This is a genomic window from Atribacterota bacterium, assembly GCA_028717805.1.
Classification (GTDB): domain Bacteria; phylum Atribacterota; class Phoenicimicrobiia; order Phoenicimicrobiales; family Stramentimicrobiaceae; genus Stramentimicrobium.
In genome coordinates this window covers 18,076-37,710 of the sequence record JAQUNC010000023.1, presented here as the reverse complement: position 1 = coordinate 37,710, position 19,635 = coordinate 18,076, and the positions used below count along the sequence as shown (strand labels likewise).

The window sequence follows — 19,635 nt, the reverse complement described above, 5'->3', positions numbered from 1 at the left end:
ATAAAAGAAGGGTATTTGATGTGTATTTTAAGCTATCATAGTCTTTTCTAACCTGTAAGGTAGGTCTACCTGAAACCAGGAACATTTTGGCAGCAGAAAAAAGTACCCACAAAAATTTGACACAGACATCTCATCAGACAATAGTTGACATTATTCTTTTTCATGTTATGATATAAACCTGAAGAGAAGCAACTGTGATTGGCACAATCTAAAAATTATTATAGAGAGAACAGAAAATAATGAAAATAAATATTACTGAAAAAGCTAAACAACAGTTAGAAAACATGCTGAGGGAGCAGGGACAATCCGCTAAAAAAATCCGTATCATGATGACCGGTATTGGCTGAAGCGGTCCTAGATTTGATGTTGCTCTGGATGAGCAAAATAAAGAGGATGCAAACTTAAAGATAGATAATTTTGATTTTATTTTAGATCAAAAATTAGCTGACAGCATAACATCCCTGACCATTGATTATAAGGATTTCTTTTTATCGAAGGGTTTTAAAGTATATCTCGATCAACAAAATGCAGGGTTATGCTAAAGCCAGCCTGCCACACTTAGAATAAAATAAACTGTAATTAAATACCACAGAATAGCCAGGGATTAATCCCTGGCTATTCTGTAACAAAGTAAATGAGACTTTCTTTTACCTTTTCTTTGCCTATCTTCTGCCATATTGTGGTGTAGGTAGCAATTTGCACCTGATAAAGTTGTCTCAATTTGGCATAATCTCTTTTCTCTACCGGACAATCAGTTTTATAATCCACCATTACCCATCCCTCTGCTTCTCGAAAAACCAGGTCAATAGTGCCCGTTAGCACAATCGGTTTTCTTTCAATCCTATTCTTTTCCTCTTCTATTGAAATTAATTCCTGATATAAGGGATCCTCTGGCATTATTTTTAAATTAAAAGGCAGTTCAGTAAATCTCTGAAGTGCTTTTTCTAAACGTTTATACAAATCACTATTAATAAATTTCTGGACAATATCATAAAGTTCATCTTTGCGATAAAGTTCTATATTGTTTTTTTCTAAGGTATAAATTATGTAGGCTCGGAGTAAATCATCTTCTGCTTGTTCTCTCACCACATATTCCAGTACCTTATGAACTGCATTACCCCATTTTCTCCCACCTTTATCAACTGTGGGGATAAGGGGAGACTGTATTTCAGAAAATTCAGCCTGTCGGGAGACAGTGCTTTCAATATAACTGATTGCGGTGATTGCCCTTTTCCCTTGTTCTATCTTCTTTTTCTCTGTTTCATATTCCCTTAAACTATAGCTCTTTTTTCTTTTTTCAGGTTGAATACCCTTTTTCTCGGGAACCTTTAAAATCATCTCTGACTTGTTCTCCCTTAACAAGTATTTCCAGGAATTTTGACTATTATCCTGATAATTGGTCCCAAAACTACTGATTACCAGCAGATTTTTTGCCCTGGTCGCTGCTACATAAAGCAGGCGGATCTCTTCAGCATCCAGATAGGAAGATTCTATCTGGCAGTATTCCTTCCATTTTTGGGGCTGGCCAATTATCTTGCCCTTACCAAAATATTGGTATTTCTTGACTAAAAAATGCCCTCTAGGAATATCAGAAAGACGTTCAATATGATATTCTGGTCCTGGTTTACGAGTATTATAAGGAATGGCCAGAAAGACAATGGGTGATTCCAGTCCCTTAGCCTTGTGTAAATTCATTATACGAACCGCATTTTCTTCTACCTTCATGCTAAACTCTTCTTCTACTCCCGACAGCAATAATTTATCCAGTTGTTCTATCATTCCGGCATAGTTAAAAAAATCTCTCATTTCTGATTGACGTAGATATTCCAGGATGAAAAACAGCTCATTACCCTGCTCCTTCTCACTCATTTCAGCGCAGAGATAGGGCAGTAAACCTGATTGAATCATAATTTTCTCCAGCACCACTACCGGTAAATATTCTGAACACCAGGAATAATAACTTCTTAATTGTTGGAAGACATCATAAAATTTCTGTCTTAAATCATTCTCCGGCTCACCAGGAAGTTCAGAGAAGAAATCAAATTTTCCCCCGGCTTCTTTATAGTAATAGAGCTCCTCATCAGAGAAACCATAAAAAATACCTCGTAAAACTGCAACCAACAATACCTGATTTTCAGGATCTTTTAACAAACGTAATAATTTCAATAATTCACGAAGGCACTGTGATTCATTCAAGGAGGCATATCCCGATACTGTAACTGGAATACCATATTCGCTTAGTACTCGTGAGTATATCTCCATACCACTTTTGTAACGTAATAAAATCATAAAATCACGATAATCTACCTCAGGTTGTTTCCCCTGCTGCAATTCCTCATCTGTTCGCACCATTGTCAGCCTCTTATCTATCCAATCCCTGATCAACAAAGCAATAGATTGCGCATCATTCTCTATGGTCTTCTTTTTATCTTTCTCCCGGGTAATAATAATTTGACGCACACCTGAAAGAAATCCCCTTTTATCCTCTCGGATAGTTTGCATAGGAGAATAGCTCACCTGAAATTCATCTTCCTCGCGGTTAAATAAATCCTGGAAAAGAGGATTAATATAACGACCAATAGAGTGAAGGGAACGAAAATTGGCATTCAGTTTGATGACTTTTCCGTTACTATCTATCATTAATCTTTTAACCTTTTTATAAACTGCAATATCAGCTCTGCGAAAATGATAAATTGATTGCTGAGGATCACCAACCATAAATAAGCTACCGGCACGAGGATCTAATTTTCCCCATTCTATTTCGGTCAACTGTTCACCGGTTAAATAAAAGATAATTTCAGCCTGGATGGGATCAGTATCCTGAAACTCATCAACCAGTATAGTTCGATATTTTTGTTGAAAATAGAGACGTGTCTCTGGATTATTGCGTAAAAGAAAAGCAGCCCTTAACAATAGGTCCTGAAAGTTGAGCATAGAGTGCTTTTCTCTAAACTGGTGGTAATATTCTACAGCTGGTTTGATAAAACGAAAGATATGGTCATGACAGTATTCCCGCCATCTTTCTATAGCTGGTTCAATATATTTTTCCTTTAGCTCTGGTAATATAATATCCCGATACTCTTTTGCTTTTTCTTTGGAGAGCCAGCGATTGAGAATTATGCTTCCTGCCCCATGAAAATTCTTAGAGAATGGCTCTAACAAAGAAATTTTATAAAAATCTTTCTGACTATAAGGATGGTATCTTTTGAACTTTTGAACTTGAAGAATCGCCTGCTGAATTGAATCATATCCCCTTTCGGATCCCTGTTCCGGTATGTACTGTATTGCTTCCTCACAAAATGAGAATAATTCATTCATGGTGGAATCCAGTTGAGGATTGTCTACTTTTTCATGCAATATTTGTACTTCAGGATACTGACAAACCTGTTTGTAGCTTTCCTTAAGATTTAGAATCGGAATCCCCAACATTGCTAAATTCTGAAACAGGGCAGAGTCCTGCACCTTTAGATTGGATAGATATTGTTCCCAGGCTTGCTCCATAAACAGGATATTATCAATTTCATCCAGCTCTTTAAAAGTAGGATCGAGTCCCGCCTCTATGGGACGTTCTCTCAGAATGCGGGCACAAAAAGAGTGAATTGTACCTATATAACACTGCTCGATATTAATTAGTGCCTTAAAAAGCAAGCTCTTCTGTGCTGGAGAATTTATTTTCTGAAGTTCTCGCTCTATTTCTTGTTGAAATCGTTCTTTCAGCTCAAAAGCAGCCTTACGAGTAAAGGTGATAGCGGCAATCTGTTCCACAGAATATCTTCCAGCCTTAACCAATGCTGCCATCCTTTTTACCAGACAGGATGTTTTACCTGAACCAGCACTGGCTTCAACCAGAAAATTATGATTAAAATCATTAAAGATTTGATTTCTAGCTTCCTGGTCATGAAGAATCATCTTCTGTTCCCTATTCAAATTGCTGCAACCTCCTTATCTCCTCCAGAGCTGGTTCATTATGATACTTTCCACCTTTTTCCCCTTTTAGTATAATTACTTCATTTTGCTCTAGGATGTCTTTATAATCAAGACACATTAACTCATCTGGATTTTGAATCATGGCAAAATTTCCCCTTGCTACTATATTCAGCAAAATTTGTATTATTTCTAAGACCTGCTCTCTGTTATCTTGCTTATATAAAACAAGGTTTCCCTGACCGGCCATAGTAGGAAAATAATAGCCAGATTCACTAACTTTTAGTTGACCATTCCTTTCCTTCTTGGCTAATATTTTTTCCAGAGCAATAGCATATAAGGCATGCTGAATCTGTTGACCATGGCGGAAAGGATTTCTTCTCCTATAATCCTTAGAAACACCTGTCTTGTAATCAATTATCCGGAAAGTACCATCAGGAAGCAGGTCTACCCGGTCAATCTTTCCCTGAAGACTGATTCTACCTCCATCAGGAAGGTTTAATTCAATCGCTTTAACCTTTCCTAAAATTTCGTGTTGACTATCCCTGGTACCGAAAGCAAGTTCAAAGTATTGGGGGAATTGCCCTTTATAATTTTCTTCCTCTTCAGCGAGGAAGACCTGACAGGACTCTACTATCTCTTTCTTTTCTGCCTCATAAATCAATTCTCCTGGTGGGGCTAAATATCTTCTTTTTTCTGCCAGACTTTCCTCAATAATTTCTTCCAACAAAGACCAGTGTTGAGAAAAGGAAGGCGCTATTTTCTTTCCCTTGGAATTACCAAGTAGTACTTGATAAAATTTTTCATAAATTTGATGGAGCAATGATCCCCTTTCCAGAGGACCCAGCCAGGTTGTGGGATCATAAACCATTTCTTCCACTGGTTTTATCTTCAGAATATCAACCAGTAAATAGAGATAGGGGCAATAGGCGATTCTTTCCAATCTGGAAGCGGATAATACTATGCCTCTGTTCTGGCGGGGATCAACAACACTGGTATTAATATTAATCCTGCCATTAAATACATTAAATCCCTCTTCTCTTCTGATTTTATCGGCTTGAATCCCTTTCTGAAAGGAACTGTACTTCTGATTAAAAATTAACTGTAAGTCTCTCTTCTCTTTTTTGGTAAAATAGAGAAAAAGCTCTCCTTCATCTAAAATTTCTATATTACTTTGAGGAATAAAATTTCTCACCGGGCTCAAACTCTGATAAAAAACGCTATAATCAAGATGAATATTCTTTTTCTGAAGTCGGTAAAGCTGAAGCATCAGGTTAGCAGGAGCTTGTTCACGCTGACCTGTGGTATCATAACAGGAAAAAGACAAATATATTTTCCCTCTCTGTGCTAATATGAGCTGAAGTAAACGCAATTGTTCCATCTTATTTTTTTGATTATTACTGAGTAGATGTTTAAAAAGCTCTTTTTCTGTCTCAAGCAATACCACCTCTTCCTCAGAACTGCCCGGAAATTTTTGATAATCCATACCTACCAGAAAAGTGTAAAAACGACTGAACCAGATTCCCTTCTTATAACTGGCAATATGTAAATGACCGGGCATAGGTAGAGAACAGTTAACACGTTCCTGCTCAATTATATTTTTAATTAAGAATAATGCCTCATTGATAGGAAATTCAGCTGAGATATTTTGCTCCAGAGCACCTAATTTCTGATTAATATTAGATATCGCTTCTTCATCAATATTATTATTTTCTACCAGAGCATATCTCTCTACCATGCGAGCCAGACTACCAGCCAGTTGAGAAAGGGAAATACGATGTTGAAATTTATGATAAGGGATTTCTGTAAATATCTTCATTATCCAGTCTTTGATAGCAAGCAAGTATTGTATCTCTTTGGATAATGCCCTTGCTTTTTCCTGGGAGATATTTTCCATTATTTTTTTTCTATCTTCGATAGCCATATTGATACCTGGAATGTAACGTTCTCTCCCCCAACCAATAGGAGATTCCCTGAGCAATGAAACAAATTTTGGTATAGTTAGGGAATCCTTTAAATTTATATCAATACAGGAGCTATTTAAAAGAGTAATCAGTTTAGCAACACTATAGTTATCATTAATCCAATCAAGTAAAGAGAGCAAAAATTGAGCGGGATGGCTATTTTTTATATTGATACCGCTGTGAAAAGTCATTGGGATTTGATAAAGACGAGATAATTGGTAAAAATACTGAGAATAAGGTTCCTGAGTGGCATAAAAAACCTGTACCTGATCAAAAGAATATCCCTCTTTGATAATTGTTCTTAAAACTTCCCTGGTTTCATTATATTCTCCGTAAGTCTGACAAAATTCTATATCCAGAAATGGCAATGGCAGTGAATCAATCTCTTCTCTGTGATACAGTGCATTAAAAATACTTTCTTCTATCAATTCTGTAGTTCCCTGATTGGTAGTCAGGGGGAAATAATGTGGAGCTGCCATAACTTCTGGACAGTTAAACTGAAGCAGAAATGCATTTGGTCTTATTTTTTTGTTAAAAAATCTAAGTTCTACCTTATTCAACGGTAGATTAGAAGGAACCAGAAATATTATTTCTTTCTCTCTCGACTTTAACTTCTCAGCATTGTGATAAAGTTCTGCCTCGTCTATCACATTTCTTTCCTTCAGTTCCTGTTCATAATGGAGCATCACCAGAAAAAGATCATTCATTTTTGGAGAATTTGTCAGGATTTCTCGGGGAAAATTGAGAGAGGAATAACCAGATACTCTTATCTCTTTAATAGTTCTAAATATTGATTTAGCCAGAAGAGGAGAGAAAAATGGTAATTTAAAATAGGTTAATTTTTCTTCTGAAGATAGTCTCCTTAGAATCTCAAGGACCAGTATCTGCCCTAAAGTACTGTCTAAAATTTTCCATCCATTTTTTAATAAAACTGGCAAGCATATTTCTCGAGCAATATCAAAAAGTGTAGCAATATTAAAATTTAAAGCTGAAAACCCATTTAGAGTTAAGTTTTTTCTTAAGGCATTTCCATCCAGATAAGAAGGTACCAGGATAATTTTTTTCTGGAATAAATATTGTTTATCTAAATTTTGTAAATAACTTAAAAATTGATACATTTAATCTACCTATTTACCGGACTCACTTGGATTGTTTCTGGAAGGTCACAATTTTATTATAAACCTGAGAGAGGTCATTTTCATATCTGTCAAAATGGTGGCGAAAAAGGGTCAATCCATCCTGGAAATAGCGCGGAACAAGATGTACATGAAAATGAAAAACTGTTTGTTTGGCGGCAACCCCATTAGATTGGATAATGTTTAAACCAATAGTCTGAAATATTTGTTGATAATCAAGAGCCAATTTTTTGCAAATTGTCATAATATGAGCAAGAATATCTTCTGGAATTTCATAAATGCTTTTATAATGTTCTCTTGGTATTACCAGGGTATGACCCTCTGTAACTGGATAGGCATCCAGAAATGCCACACATTTTTCATCTTCATGTACCAGATAGGCATATTTTTCTTTACTAATAATCTGACAAAAGACACATTTTTCAGACATAACAAAACTCCTTAACTGAGATCCGGTAAGCATCACACCGCAGAGCAGTTGTTTTTAAAAAAACTAAGCAAAAAGCAGTAAATTAATATATCCCATAATTATTATTTAATAAATTTGGTTTGAACCAATGCTGGGCAATAGATTTTTACTTCTATCTTACTATTACGATTATTTCTAAAATAATAAATCTTTTTTTCTTTTTTCAAGTTGTTCCCAGTCTATTTCCCTTCGTTCTGGGTAGGATTCGCAGGTTCCAGGTTTCTGGACTGCATAAGAAGCTACCAGATTGGCAATTTGTGCTGCTTTAGGAATAGAATTTGATTGTATTAAACCATAGATAAAAGCGGCATTAAATAAATCACCCGCACCAGTGGTATCCAATACTGATTTTACCAGAAAAGCTGGTACATTAATCAAATTATCCTGGCATAAAAAACTGCATCCCTGCCTACCCTGTTTGATAATTATATCTCCTGCTCCCCAATTCTTTAATACGGTAGCTCCTTGAAGTATTTCTTCTTCACCAGTTAGCATTTCTATCTCTTTTTCGTTAGGCAGTACATAATCTACCATATTCCATATATTTCGTTTTGGCATTTCCATTAAAGGAGAAGGATCTAGTATCGTCTTCAAGCCGTATTTCCTACCTAATTTAAGGGCAAATTCCACTGTTTCTAAGGGATATTCCAGAGAAATGCTTAGCCACTGAGCCATTTCAAAAAGATATTCAAAACGTATTAAGTAATCAGGTTGTATCATGCGATTCATAGCCGGGAAACCCATAATAGTATTTTCTCCATCGGGACTAACCAGGATAGAACATATACCAGTCTTCCCACTGCTACTTTTAAAAATATATTCAGTATTGACCTTGAACTTTCTTAAGACAGAAAGGGTATAGTCTCCGGCAAAATCATTTCCTACCTTGCCTAACAATAAAGCAGCTACCTTTAAATTAGTGAGAGCTATTGCCTGATTGGCACCTCTCCCTCCTAAGGAGCATCTTAAATCTCTAACCCGCATATTATCCCCCTTATTCGGAAAATGAGGAATATATACCAGACAATCCAGATTAATCGCTCCTATAACAATAACTGTTGACATCTTCTCTAAACCTTATCGCACTTATTTTCTTCTTTATTATATATTATGTGATAAGACTTTGCTAATGTCAAAAATTGCTAAATATGCAGCTATTTTCTATTACGGTACAGACTATCGACTATCTTTTTAATGAAAATTCATAACTTACTTTGCTCTGTTCTTATAAAGAATGAAACAAAGTATCCCGAAATAGGCTAAAAAAGAGAGCAAGGCAACAAAGTACATTACCGGCTGCTTAGTAATATACCCAAATATAGGAATATTTAACATAACCATAAGCGGAAAGCCAAAAATAAGAGCAATACCGCTACCCAGCACAATGTTTTCCGAAGCACCGGAATTAAAACCCGGATCTACCTGCTTTAATAAAGCCATTCCAGTGGAAATGGTTCCGGTATAAGTACCATAAAAAGCTATAATATTTTGTAAAATATCACTCTTGAAAACACGAGGAGTCATCCAGAGAATAAAAATAATAGTAATTATGCCTCCTATTGTAGTAATAAGCAAGGTGGGAATCATGTAATAATGTAGTGTTTTTATAGAAATAGCGGCAATTGCTGCAGTTATCATAAAATCAAAACACCCTCCAGCAATTCTTTGCAGCATATAACTATTGGGGTATTCATGATTCATAATCTTCATCTTCTTCATTTGATTAAAAATAACTCTTAACAGAATAGCATAGATAGTGCCAATGATGAAATGAAATCCCCATAATAGCTGAGCAAGTGTCTCACCAAAAGTTCCTAGAGGTAACAATATTCTATTGAGACCTAATAAAGTTAAATATGTAGCCAGATATATCAATCCTATCAAAAATAGTTGAATAGAGATATCATCCAGTGATGCAGCTAAGGGTAATTCACCGGAATCCATTTCTTCATGTATCTTTTCTCTGACAGCATATTTATCCAGATTAATAGAAAAGATACCCTTTTTTATTAAATAATTCACCAATATGACTCCGACAATACAAGCCCAGAGAAAACCTATGGTAGCAATAGAAAGGCCGATATTCCCACCCTGAAAGAATCCGACTTCCTCCCACTGACGACCTATAGCATAAGCCTGTCCTGGTCCCTGGCCAAATCCCAGAGGTAATAATAATCCAAAAGAGGGAAACAAATCAGGGAAAACTGTATTAGCTAGAAGAAGAGAGATTATAAATCCTATAATTCCCTGCACCACATAAATACTAACAATGTAAACCCCGGAATTAAAGATATCACGACTACGCAGGTGTTCTCTTTTTTTAAGAGCAATAGAGATGAAACCGATAGCCATTAAATGATAGACCAAGCTACCCAGTCTTTCTCTATCCAAATCTACTAACTGTAATGCCTCTCTTCCCAATAACAAACCAATAAAACCAGCAATAATTGCCGTTGGAAAAAGAAACTTCTGGAAAAAAAAGACCTTCCTTTTGAAAAATACACCAATACCTATAAATAAAGAAAGCCACAAAAAATCAATAACCAGAGACCAGTTTTCGTTCATAAATCCTCCCCATATGTATTAGAAGAATATCTGCTGAGCCAGTCTTATCATTATACACCACTTATAGGCTGAAATTGAGTCGGAATTAAAATAAAATTGATACAATTGTTCTTTATAATAAAATTCGAAACGATTATTATACTGAACATTTATCCCTTTAATCTCTTTCAGTTCAAACCGTAGATATTCTTTTTCATTTTTAGTCAAAATCAGCTCTCTCCCCTGCCATATAAGCTTACAGTCCGGCAATGGCTTTAATTTTTTAAATTGTTTAATTATGGCACAATTAACTCCTTCATCCTGAACAAGATTACCCTTATAATCATTTTTCTGATAATTCCTTAAAAAGTTTTTGCTCCAATCAATTTGCCATTGATTCCAGTCTGCCGGATTATCAAAATAAAGCTGTTTCCCCTCGGTAGTTAAAAAACCATACTGATCATACCTTACCTCATAATTACATCTACGACAAAACAGATCATCCCCCCGGGAATAGAGTGTACCTATTTCCTGGCAGTTGGGACAGAAATAGAGAAATAATTCTAATCTTTCCGCTAAGTTTCTACCCTGATAAATATTCATTGCCTTTCTTTGGAAATCATATTCCCGATAAGTAAGACTAGCCGTAATTTTTTGAAAAATATTATCGACTGACATTTCCTGAATCTTATCGGGCATCATAATTAGTTTATAATTTAAAATTATTTTCCCTTTTCTTTTAAAACGAGCCCAGCGGGGGAAGGTCAAGTATGAGCCCTTTAATAACACTCTTACCACGGGTATTTTTAGCATTTTAATCAACTTAGCAGTGGCAAATATTATTTCCTGCACTGAGCCATCCCAATTACGTCTGCCTTCCGGAAAGATACCGATAATTCGTTCCGTTTCCTTTGCTCTCAAAGCTTCCTTTATGGCTGAAAAATCTGCTAAGAATTTTTTCTTGGGAATAGAACCTTCAATTTCTAGTAGTCTTCTCAAAATTGGCTTTCTAAAATATTCATCTGAAACCAGGAAACAGATAGGATCCTTAATAAAAAGATTAGCTAAAAAGCCATCCCAAAAATTGGCATGATTACCAATCAATAGATAGGGAGGATTCAAACCGCAGGTATCATTTCTTTCCAGTTGTAAACAGAAAAAAGTGCCCAGATACCATTTAAGAGAACTTAAGACTATCCTGGACACCATTTTATTAGGTAATTTTTTATGGCCTTTATTCATAAATATTTCTTTATATTAGGAAAAACTATCGGGATATTCAAGGGGAATTCTTCTCCTTGCTAATTCCTAAAATAGTATATGGCATAACGGATATCGTATATCGTAATGTGTTGTGTTTAAAGTGCATTTCCTTCACAACGATGATGTAAAAATCATTTACATATTAATCAAATACTTTCTGAACCAATCAATAGTATAAGGTATAACTAAATCAAAACGATCCTGGCAACAATGACCGGAATCTTCAAAGTAGAGCAACTCCTTATCCTTCCCGGTTGCCCATTCCATAAAATAATAAGCATGCTCTGGGGGGACTGTCTTATCTTTTCCTCCCTGGATAATCAGCATGGGGCGTTCCAGGGGTGGATATTTCTTAATATCAACATGACCAAATTCTTTGGAAATCTCCTTCATGCTATTATAACCAGTCATATAGTATACCGAACGTCTGGTTGGGATACTTAATTTTTTTATATGGGAAAGGGGAGGAAAATAGGCATATCCACCATTACTTATTACACAATCAATCCTGGAATCCAGGGCAGCAGCAATAACAGAGGATAACCCCCCAAAACTCATTCCTATCACTCCAATTCGTTCCATATCTATATTAAAAGTATTATTGCTTTCTAACCAGTCAATAATAGTGATGATGGCTTGCTCATAATCAGGAGTTAAACGCATCTTTTTATGCATTTCTCCCTGCCCGGGTCCATCAAAGCTGAATACATTGAAACCTGCTCTTAAAAAATACTGAGCAAAGAAATGATTTTCCACCTCTTTAATGTTATTCAAGACATTAACAAAGAGAATTAAGGGCTGTTCGGGCTTTTCATTTAACATTAGATACCCCGGTATTTCCACTCCTCGAAAAGGTATTTCAATTTTAATGGGTCTGTCCTTTTCTTTATATAGGGCAATAGCTTTTTTATAACACTTTCTGGCTTCTTCCTGTGCCTGTATTTTCTCTTCTACATCATAATAGTTAATAAAGGCGCCTATATGATAACAGCCGGCAGCTTCATGAAAGAGTCTGCGAGCCAGAAAAATATTTCCTTCCCTCTGTGCTTTTTCTGCTAAAACTTCTAGTTCCTGTCCTTCTTTAGACCATTGGCTGCACCAATCAAAATAATTCTTTATCCTCTTTACTACTCTTTCGCTGCGAGAGGGATCAACTCCGCAAATGGCAAAGCGATTATACTCAGTGGTACTAACAATTTTTGGCACGGAAACCATATAGGCATAAAGTTTTTCCCATAATTTCATAGGTGGCAAGGTGGGAAAAGGCAAATCTTGAGGTATTAAATCCTCCTCTTTTAGCAATGGCGTTTTTTCCCTCTCTTCTACTTCCTCTTGCAGCTGAGAAAATAAATTTGAAGTAAAACCACCTTGATATACCTTTTTCCCATAAAACATTTGCCTGTCATGCGGTTCAGTAGAGAGTAAATCTATAAATTCCATTTCCTGGCTATCTAATTCCTCCATGGATTTAAAATATAGCTGAAATATAGCTGAATCAAACTTATCTACTACATAATCCTGCGCTGTAATTGCTTGTTGGGCTACTCCTACTAAAATAAAGTTCATAGTACTTAAAAAAATGATTAAGAGAATACTCACTACACAAAATAACTTTGTCCTTCCAAATTTATTACCAATAGCTTCAATCAATATTATTACTTCCTTCCTTTAATTCTTTATTTTTGCCTTAGATATTTCAGTACTGTTTTCCTTTTAATAACTCTTCTACTCTATTTCTATTTATAGACCGGAATAAAAAGGCTGTCTTTTGCTCTTTATGCACTGTTAATTTTTGTTCAAAGGTCTTTTTCTGCTCATTTTGATAAAAAATGCCCAGTGGTAGTTTTTCTCTTTCGGTCGCTCTAATAAAAGCCGTATTTCTATCATAAACATCGTGGTCCTGCAGGATATAGGTATGTTCCTGAAACCACTTAAAGGTATTTACTTTATTAAAAGTAACGCAGGGTTGAAAGATATCTACCAGAGCATATCCTGGATGTTTTATAGCCTTTTTAATAATTTCCACGGTGTGCTCTATATTGCCGCAAAAAACACGAGCTACAAAGGAAGCCTCCAGAGAGATAGCAAGAGCTATAGGATTAATGGGATCAGATATAACACCATCCACCTGTAATGGCGTTTTAAATCCAAGTTCGCTGGTAGGTGAAGCCTGCCCTTTAGTAAGCCCATAAACCATATTATTATGAACTAAATGGGTTATATCGGGATTTCGTCTGATAGTATGTAAAAAGTGATTTCCACCCTCTCCATACATATCACCATCTCCTCCCTCGGCAATAACAGTTAACTCAGGATTACAGGCTTTAATTGCCGTAGCAGGGGGTAAAGCCCTGCCATGTAATCCATTGAACATGTGGATATTGAGGTATTGTGGAGTTTTGGCTGCCTGACCAATACCGGATACCATCACCACTTGCTGGGGTACTAAGGAAAGTTCTGCAAAAGCCTGCTGCAGGGCTTTTAATATCAGAAAATTGCCGCAACCAGGACACCAGGCTGGTTTAATGGCCTGTTGTTCAAAATCCATAGTTTTTTTCATTTTTGACCTCCTTTCCCCTTTAAAATATTATTAATTTCTTGAGCCAACTCATCAGCGTAAAAAGGCAATCCATTATATTTTAATATCCTCGTTCCTATACTGATACCCGTTTGCATTTCCAACAATTGACTGAACTGACCACCAAAATTGTTTTCTATAGAAATAACCTGCTCTGCTCTATTTAAATAATTAGTGCTTGTCTCAGAAATAGGATAAACCTGCTGGAAATGAAGCAAAGCAATATCAGGTTTATCTAACCTATTTAATGCCTCTTTTATAATGTTATAAGTCGATCCCCAACCCACACATAAAACACGATAATCAGTAGCTCCGATCAGTGTTGGTATTAAAGCTTCTTTTTTCAACCAATGCCATTTGGTATTTCTTTTTTCTACCATTCTCTTTCTAATTTCCATATCCTCAGTAATAAGACCCATTTCATCATGTTCATCGCTATCTACCCGAATTAAGCCTTCACCAAAGCCCGGAATCCCTCTTGGCGAAACTCCATCCCTCACCTTCAGATTATACCTTTGATAATCAGAATCTGTCTGGATAATAAAGCGGACTATCTCCCCCCTGGGAACACTTAATTTTTTCATATTGTAATAAGTGTCCATTGTATACTGATCAGTTAAAATAAAGACCGGAATCTGGTATTGATCAGCCCAGTAAAATGCTTTCTGAGTGAGTTTATAGGCATCCTCAATATTAGCTGGAGCAAGTATTATTCGGGGAAATTCTCCATGACCAGCATAGAGGGCTAATTGTAAATCACCCTGCTCGGTTCGGGTAGGTAAACCGGTAGCTGGCCCAGGACGTTGAGATAGATGAATAACCAGGGGGCTCTCTAACATACCAGCCAGACTGAGACCTTCAGTCATAAGGGCAAAACCTCCTCCGGAGGTAGTAATCATAGCACGTGCTCCCGCATACCAGGCTCCTAGAGCCATATTAATGGCACTTATTTCATCCTCAGCCTGCTCGGCAATAATATTAAAATCATGAGCATACTGAGCTAAAAAGACCAGTACGCCGGTTGAGGGTGACATAGGATAGGAAGAGATAAAATTACATCCCCCTGCTATTGCTCCTAATCCCACTGCCTCTGCGCCACTAAGCAATAGATTATTCTTCGCCTTATTTGATTTCTCCAGTCTTGAAAATTGTTTGTGTTTTATCTGACCTTCTTTGATTAATCTCTGAGCTTCTTGGCAACCCATTTCTAAGGCTTTTATATTATCTGCTACAAACTCCTCTTTGTTCTTCTGGGTAAAATATTCCTTCAAAAAATGCTTACCAACCTTGATATCTCCATCCAGCAATCCTAATAATAGCCCTACTGCTATAATATTGGCATAAATTGACTTGCCTATCTCCTGGGCTATCTTTAGAAATGATACCTGGATCACTTTTTTATCAGTATCAAGCCTTTCCCGGTCTCCAATAATAATGGTATGCTTATCAAGCCGGGAGGAAACATGTTTTATAGCTTCTTTGTCCAGTGGTATCAATAAATCAATACGAGCAATGGGAGCTTGAACCGGATTACTGGATACTCGTATCTGAGTAGAGTTACTTCCACCTCTCACCCGAGACATATATTCCTTGGTTGCAAAAACGTAATAACCGGATAGTTTTAATATTCTGGTCAACAATTGTTCTACCGTTTGAATTCCTTGCCCTGCTTCGCCACAAAGAACAATAGAAATATCCTGTTCCGGAGTTATTGATTTTATTACTCTTTTCATTAATTCCTCCTTCTCTCTTTCTTTATAAAGGGAAAATTGTCTGTGGGGCACAAAGTTTTTATTTTTGCAAAAAATAATAGAAAGACAAATAAATTATTCTTTATGATTAGACTTTTTAGCTGGCGGTAGGATTGGTTTTTTATATGGTACAGGGATATACTGAACTGATGGACGAACACCAGGACTCTGAGGGTAAAGATCCATTAATTCATAGATTTCTTTGGGCATATCACTAGATACACATAAGCCTAATTCCTTTGCCTCTTCATACTTTATGGGATAATCATGTGTCCATCTTCCCTCGGTAAGCACTTTGGCGATGTGTTCAGCTTTCTCCTCACTGCATTTATTTTCTGTAAGTAGTTTTTTTACAAAGGTATAAACTTGCGAGATTGCTTTTCGCGCCATATCAGCCTGAATAATAGTTTCATCATCAATCTCATTCCTATCCTTATCTTTCAGTACATTCAATATAGAGATGGCTGGATATTGGCCTAATTGAGGATCTACTGGACCCAAAACGGCATTTTCATCCATAATTATTTCATCTGCTGCCAAGGATATCATGGTACCACCACTCATTGCATAATGAGGGATAAATACCGTCACCTTCCCTTTATGGCGTAATAAAGCATGAGAAATCTGCTCGGTGGCCAGCACTAATCCTCCTGGGGTATGTAAGATAATATCTATAGGTACATTATCATCAGTTAATCTGATAGCTCTTAAAATTGCTTCTGAATCTTCAATATTAATATAACGAACTATGGGTATCCCGAGAATACTCATAGTTTCCTGTCTGTGAATCATGGCAATTACCCGGGACTCTCGCTTTTTTTCCAGACGGTGGATGAGGGCAATGCGGGATGATTCTAAATTTTTTTGCTTAAACCAGGGAGATAGTACTGAAAAAATAAAGAAAAACCAGAAAAACATACTAAGATATTCCATAACTGACTATGCCTCCTGTAATTATTCCTTAAATTAGAAAAGAAATTTTTACTTATTACTTTCTCTGTTAACAATAGACAAACTAAAAAGTCACTCTTTTCCCTGCAATAATGTTTAAATTTGTTACTATCATTATAGACAAACTACCCCGTTAAAGCAATGAAATAAATAATCATTGCTCTCTTTTGATTAAACAAAAAAGAAGCACTTTAAGATACTCATTTTTAAATAAAAGTGCTTCTTTTTAATTACCCAATAAATTGTGCCAGACTATACCGGCATTATACTGTAATATTTATTTTTATCATAATATTTACTTAAACTATTCACCTGCAATCATTACTCATATTAAAAATTATCTGCCTTCAACTGGAAAAAAGCTTGTGGATGTTCACAAGCTGGGCATTTATTGGGAGCTTCTTTGGCTTCCAAAACATAACCACAATTTCGGCAATGCCAGGTTACCTTTTTATCCTTTTTAAAGACACTGCCCTTTTTCAAGTTCTCCAGTAATTTTCGATATCTTGCCTCATGATGCATTTCTACTTTAGCTATTTCCTCAAATTGTATAGCCACTTTCGCGAATCCTTCCTGCCGGGCTACCTGAGCAGCATCTTTATAGATAGTCCCCCATTCCAATAGCTCGCCATCAGCAGCCGCTTTCAGGTTCTGAGCTGTATCCGCAATTACTCCAGCAGGATAACTTGCCTTAATCTCTACCTCACCACCTTCTAAGAGCTTAAAAAACCTTTTGGCATGCTCCTTCTCATTATCAGCGGTTTCCTGAAATATGGCAGCAATTTGTTCATATCCTTCTTTTTTAGCAACACTAGCAAAATAAGTATATCTATTTCTGGCTTGTGATTCACCGGCAAATGCCGCCAATAAATTCTTTTCTGTCTCTGTGCCTTTTAATTTACCCATACAATTCCTCCTTATATTATATTGCCATATATCTAATATTTCATTATCTATATTTGTTAGACAGATTGAACTTCCTTAATTTCAGGGATAGCTTGTTTTAGTGCCTTTTCAATACCCAGCTTTAAAGTCATCTGGCTCATGGGACAACCGCGACAGGCACCGGTTAATTTTAACTTGACAATACCATCTTCAGTGACTTCAATCAACTCCACATCTCCGCCATCAGTCTGTAGAGATGGCCTAACCTTTTCCAGGGCTTCAGTTACTCGTTCTTTCATAGACATCGTAATTCCTCCTTTTGGTTTTCTATTAAATCAACACTTCTATTTTGTATTTTCTTGTTTTTTCTTAATTTCCTCAGTTAATTTCTTACCCAGTAATTCGCATTGTTCTAAAATTTCTTCAGTGAGATGGGAACCACAAGTAACATAATCAATGACCTTAAACTTGAAAGACATACCAATTTTTCTTAAACTTGCCAATGCAGGTTCCCCACCAGTACCTCCTGATACAAAAAAAACGCAGGGCATATTGGCAGTTAAACTGCCTTTAATTTTGCTTTGAACGGCATAAAAAGTTCTATCAAAAAAATCCTTAACAGTTCCCGCCATATAATCAAAGTAATCAGGAGTGCCAATAGCAATTCCAGAAACTACTCTTAAATCCTCCTGATTAACCTGTTCAGCTTTTTTTATTATAACCTCAAAGCCATTAGCTTTTTCAATCCCTTCTTTTACTGCATAAGCCATTTTCTGTACAATTCCGCTTTGTGAATGATATATTATTAAAATCTTATCCAACTATAACCTCCTTATATTGCCATAACTTTATTTCTGTTGAAATAAAATCATCTTTCCATGTCAAATATCTTTTAAAAATAATGCCAGGCTGCTCAGGAAAATGAGAAATCTGAATCTTGAAGAACTTCTCTGGCTTTCGTTAAATCCTTTTCTAAAATCAAAATCCTGACCTCAGCTAATCCGTCAACCACAAAAGGATGAACCGATCTGGTTACATCTGATTGCAATATACATTTTATACCATAACTTTCCAATAAACTTTGAATAGGAAGAGCATCTACTTCTGTAGGCACAGAACACAATAGAACAATCTTTGAATCTCGAAATTCTTGTTCATCTTTATCCATTATCATTATTCTTTCTTGATTACAGTATAGAGTATACCGCTATAAAGTATACAGTATAACGTCGTAATGCGTAGTGCGTTGAGCATATTGCGTAAATCATAGGTAAGCGTAATACCCAAATAAAAGTTTAACTGTATTAATTTCGAGTAGTGTTAACAATTTGTTTTACATTAGTTTAACTAAAAACTGAAAACCTTTAACTAAAAACTTCAAGGTCATTGCAAGCACTGCTTAGGTAGTGCGTGGCAATCTCATACAGGTATTTCCCTATAAAAGTTATGCTGTAAAATTTAGATATATTCATTATTTTATTTTACTATAATTATCCTAATGCGCAAATTAATTTAATACTCAATTCCAATTCTCGCTTTAATACCCTTCTGAAAAGGATGTTTAATTTCACACATCTCTGTTACCAGGTCAGCAAGATCAAGCAATTCTGGGAGAGCATTTCTACCGGTAATTACCACCTCTACCGACTCCGGTTTGTCTTTCATAAAATTTATTACTTCTTGTATTTCCAATAAACCAAAGTCGAGTGCTACATTAAGCTCATCAAAGATAACAACATCATAGTTTCCGCTTATCGCACCCTGTACTCCCTCTGCAAATGCCTTCCGAGCTTCCTGATAGTCAATTTCCTTGGCTTTACCTTTGTAGACAAAATCCCTGGTTCCGAAGGTTTTAATAGTTATCTGTGGAATTTGTTTAATTGAATGCAACTCACCATAATCCCATTTTTTCATAAATTGTACTATTAATACTTTTTTATCTCTGCCGGCTGCTCTTAATGCTAAACCGAGTGCGGCAGTAGTTTTTCCTTTTCCATTTCCGGTATAAACCTGAATCAGACCTTTCATAAAAATACTCCTTACCATTATATTCAAGGGGAATTCTTCCCCTTGAGAACCCCTGAAATACATCTTTTACTTAAGGTAGATAATTAATCTATATTTTAATTTATTTTATCCTGAGGTTCATATTATCAGGTGGTAATTGTCC

Annotated in this window: 15 protein-coding genes; all 15 read right to left on the bottom strand. The window is 36.1% G+C overall.

Features of this window, described 5'->3' with window-relative positions; translation table 11 throughout:
* Positions 1 to 615: 615 nt before the first annotated feature.
* The 15 genes from PHD84_06455 to cobO all read right to left on the bottom strand — a co-directional run bounded on the left by PHD84_06455 (position 616) and on the right by cobO (position 19,493).
* A complete protein-coding gene (locus tag PHD84_06455; protein MDD5637439.1) occupies positions 616 to 3,927 on the bottom strand; it encodes a UvrD-helicase domain-containing protein in 3,312 nt (1,103 codons plus the stop codon).
* On the bottom strand, positions 3,920 to 7,006 hold the full coding sequence (locus PHD84_06450) for a PD-(D/E)XK nuclease family protein (protein MDD5637438.1): 3,087 nt from the start codon (positions 7,004 to 7,006) through the stop codon (positions 3,920 to 3,922). Before PHD84_06450 ends, PHD84_06455 begins: the two co-directional genes overlap by 8 nt.
* 22 nt (positions 7,007 to 7,028) lie before the next feature.
* Positions 7,029 to 7,454, bottom strand: a complete 426-nt coding sequence (locus tag PHD84_06445; GenBank protein ID MDD5637437.1) for an HIT domain-containing protein — start codon at positions 7,452 to 7,454, stop codon at positions 7,029 to 7,031.
* Between the two features lie 174 nt (positions 7,455 to 7,628).
* Positions 7,629 to 8,558 (bottom strand): ribokinase, encoded by a 930-nt coding sequence (locus PHD84_06440; protein ID MDD5637436.1) that lies wholly within the window; start codon positions 8,556 to 8,558, stop codon positions 7,629 to 7,631.
* Positions 8,559 to 8,702: 144 nt separating this feature from the next.
* On the bottom strand, positions 8,703 to 10,058 hold the full coding sequence (locus PHD84_06435; protein MDD5637435.1) for a sodium:glutamate symporter: 1,356 nt from the start codon (positions 10,056 to 10,058) through the stop codon (positions 8,703 to 8,705).
* Between the two features lie 18 nt (positions 10,059 to 10,076).
* Positions 10,077 to 11,279, bottom strand: a complete 1,203-nt coding sequence (locus PHD84_06430; GenBank protein ID MDD5637434.1) for a lysophospholipid acyltransferase family protein — start codon at positions 11,277 to 11,279, stop codon at positions 10,077 to 10,079.
* 156 nt (positions 11,280 to 11,435) lie between these two features.
* Positions 11,436 to 12,950: a prolyl oligopeptidase family serine peptidase gene (locus PHD84_06425; GenBank protein MDD5637433.1), complete on the bottom strand. Its 1,515-nt coding sequence runs from the start codon at positions 12,948 to 12,950 to the stop codon at positions 11,436 to 11,438.
* A gap of 46 nt (positions 12,951 to 12,996) precedes the next feature.
* The gene (locus PHD84_06420; GenBank protein MDD5637432.1) at positions 12,997 to 13,860 is read right to left on the bottom strand and encodes a thiamine pyrophosphate-dependent enzyme; all 864 of its coding nucleotides are present in this window, start codon (positions 13,858 to 13,860) and stop codon (positions 12,997 to 12,999) included.
* Complete coding sequence (locus PHD84_06415) at positions 13,857 to 15,611, bottom strand: 2-oxoacid:acceptor oxidoreductase subunit alpha (GenBank protein MDD5637431.1); 1,755 nt, start codon at positions 15,609 to 15,611, stop codon at positions 13,857 to 13,859. The genes PHD84_06420 and PHD84_06415 overlap by 4 nt, the downstream gene beginning before the upstream one ends.
* A gap of 93 nt (positions 15,612 to 15,704) precedes the next feature.
* Complete coding sequence (locus PHD84_06410; GenBank protein ID MDD5637430.1) at positions 15,705 to 16,562, bottom strand: hypothetical protein; 858 nt, start codon at positions 16,560 to 16,562, stop codon at positions 15,705 to 15,707.
* Between the two features lie 348 nt (positions 16,563 to 16,910).
* The gene (locus tag PHD84_06405) at positions 16,911 to 17,486 is read right to left on the bottom strand and encodes a rubrerythrin family protein (GenBank protein MDD5637429.1); all 576 of its coding nucleotides are present in this window, start codon (positions 17,484 to 17,486) and stop codon (positions 16,911 to 16,913) included.
* Positions 17,487 to 17,542: 56 nt separating this feature from the next.
* The gene (locus tag PHD84_06400) at positions 17,543 to 17,764 is read right to left on the bottom strand and encodes a NifU family protein (protein ID MDD5637428.1); all 222 of its coding nucleotides are present in this window, start codon (positions 17,762 to 17,764) and stop codon (positions 17,543 to 17,545) included.
* A gap of 45 nt (positions 17,765 to 17,809) precedes the next feature.
* Entirely contained in the window at positions 17,810 to 18,286 is a 477-nt protein-coding gene (locus PHD84_06395; protein MDD5637427.1) for an NAD(P)H-dependent oxidoreductase, read from the bottom strand.
* 92 nt (positions 18,287 to 18,378) lie between these two features.
* The gene (locus PHD84_06390) at positions 18,379 to 18,633 is read right to left on the bottom strand and encodes a DUF2007 domain-containing protein (protein ID MDD5637426.1); all 255 of its coding nucleotides are present in this window, start codon (positions 18,631 to 18,633) and stop codon (positions 18,379 to 18,381) included.
* Positions 18,634 to 18,977: 344 nt separating this feature from the next.
* Entirely contained in the window at positions 18,978 to 19,493 is a 516-nt protein-coding gene (gene cobO, locus PHD84_06385) for a cob(I)yrinic acid a,c-diamide adenosyltransferase (GenBank protein ID MDD5637425.1), read from the bottom strand.
* Positions 19,494 to 19,635 lie beyond the last annotated feature (142 nt).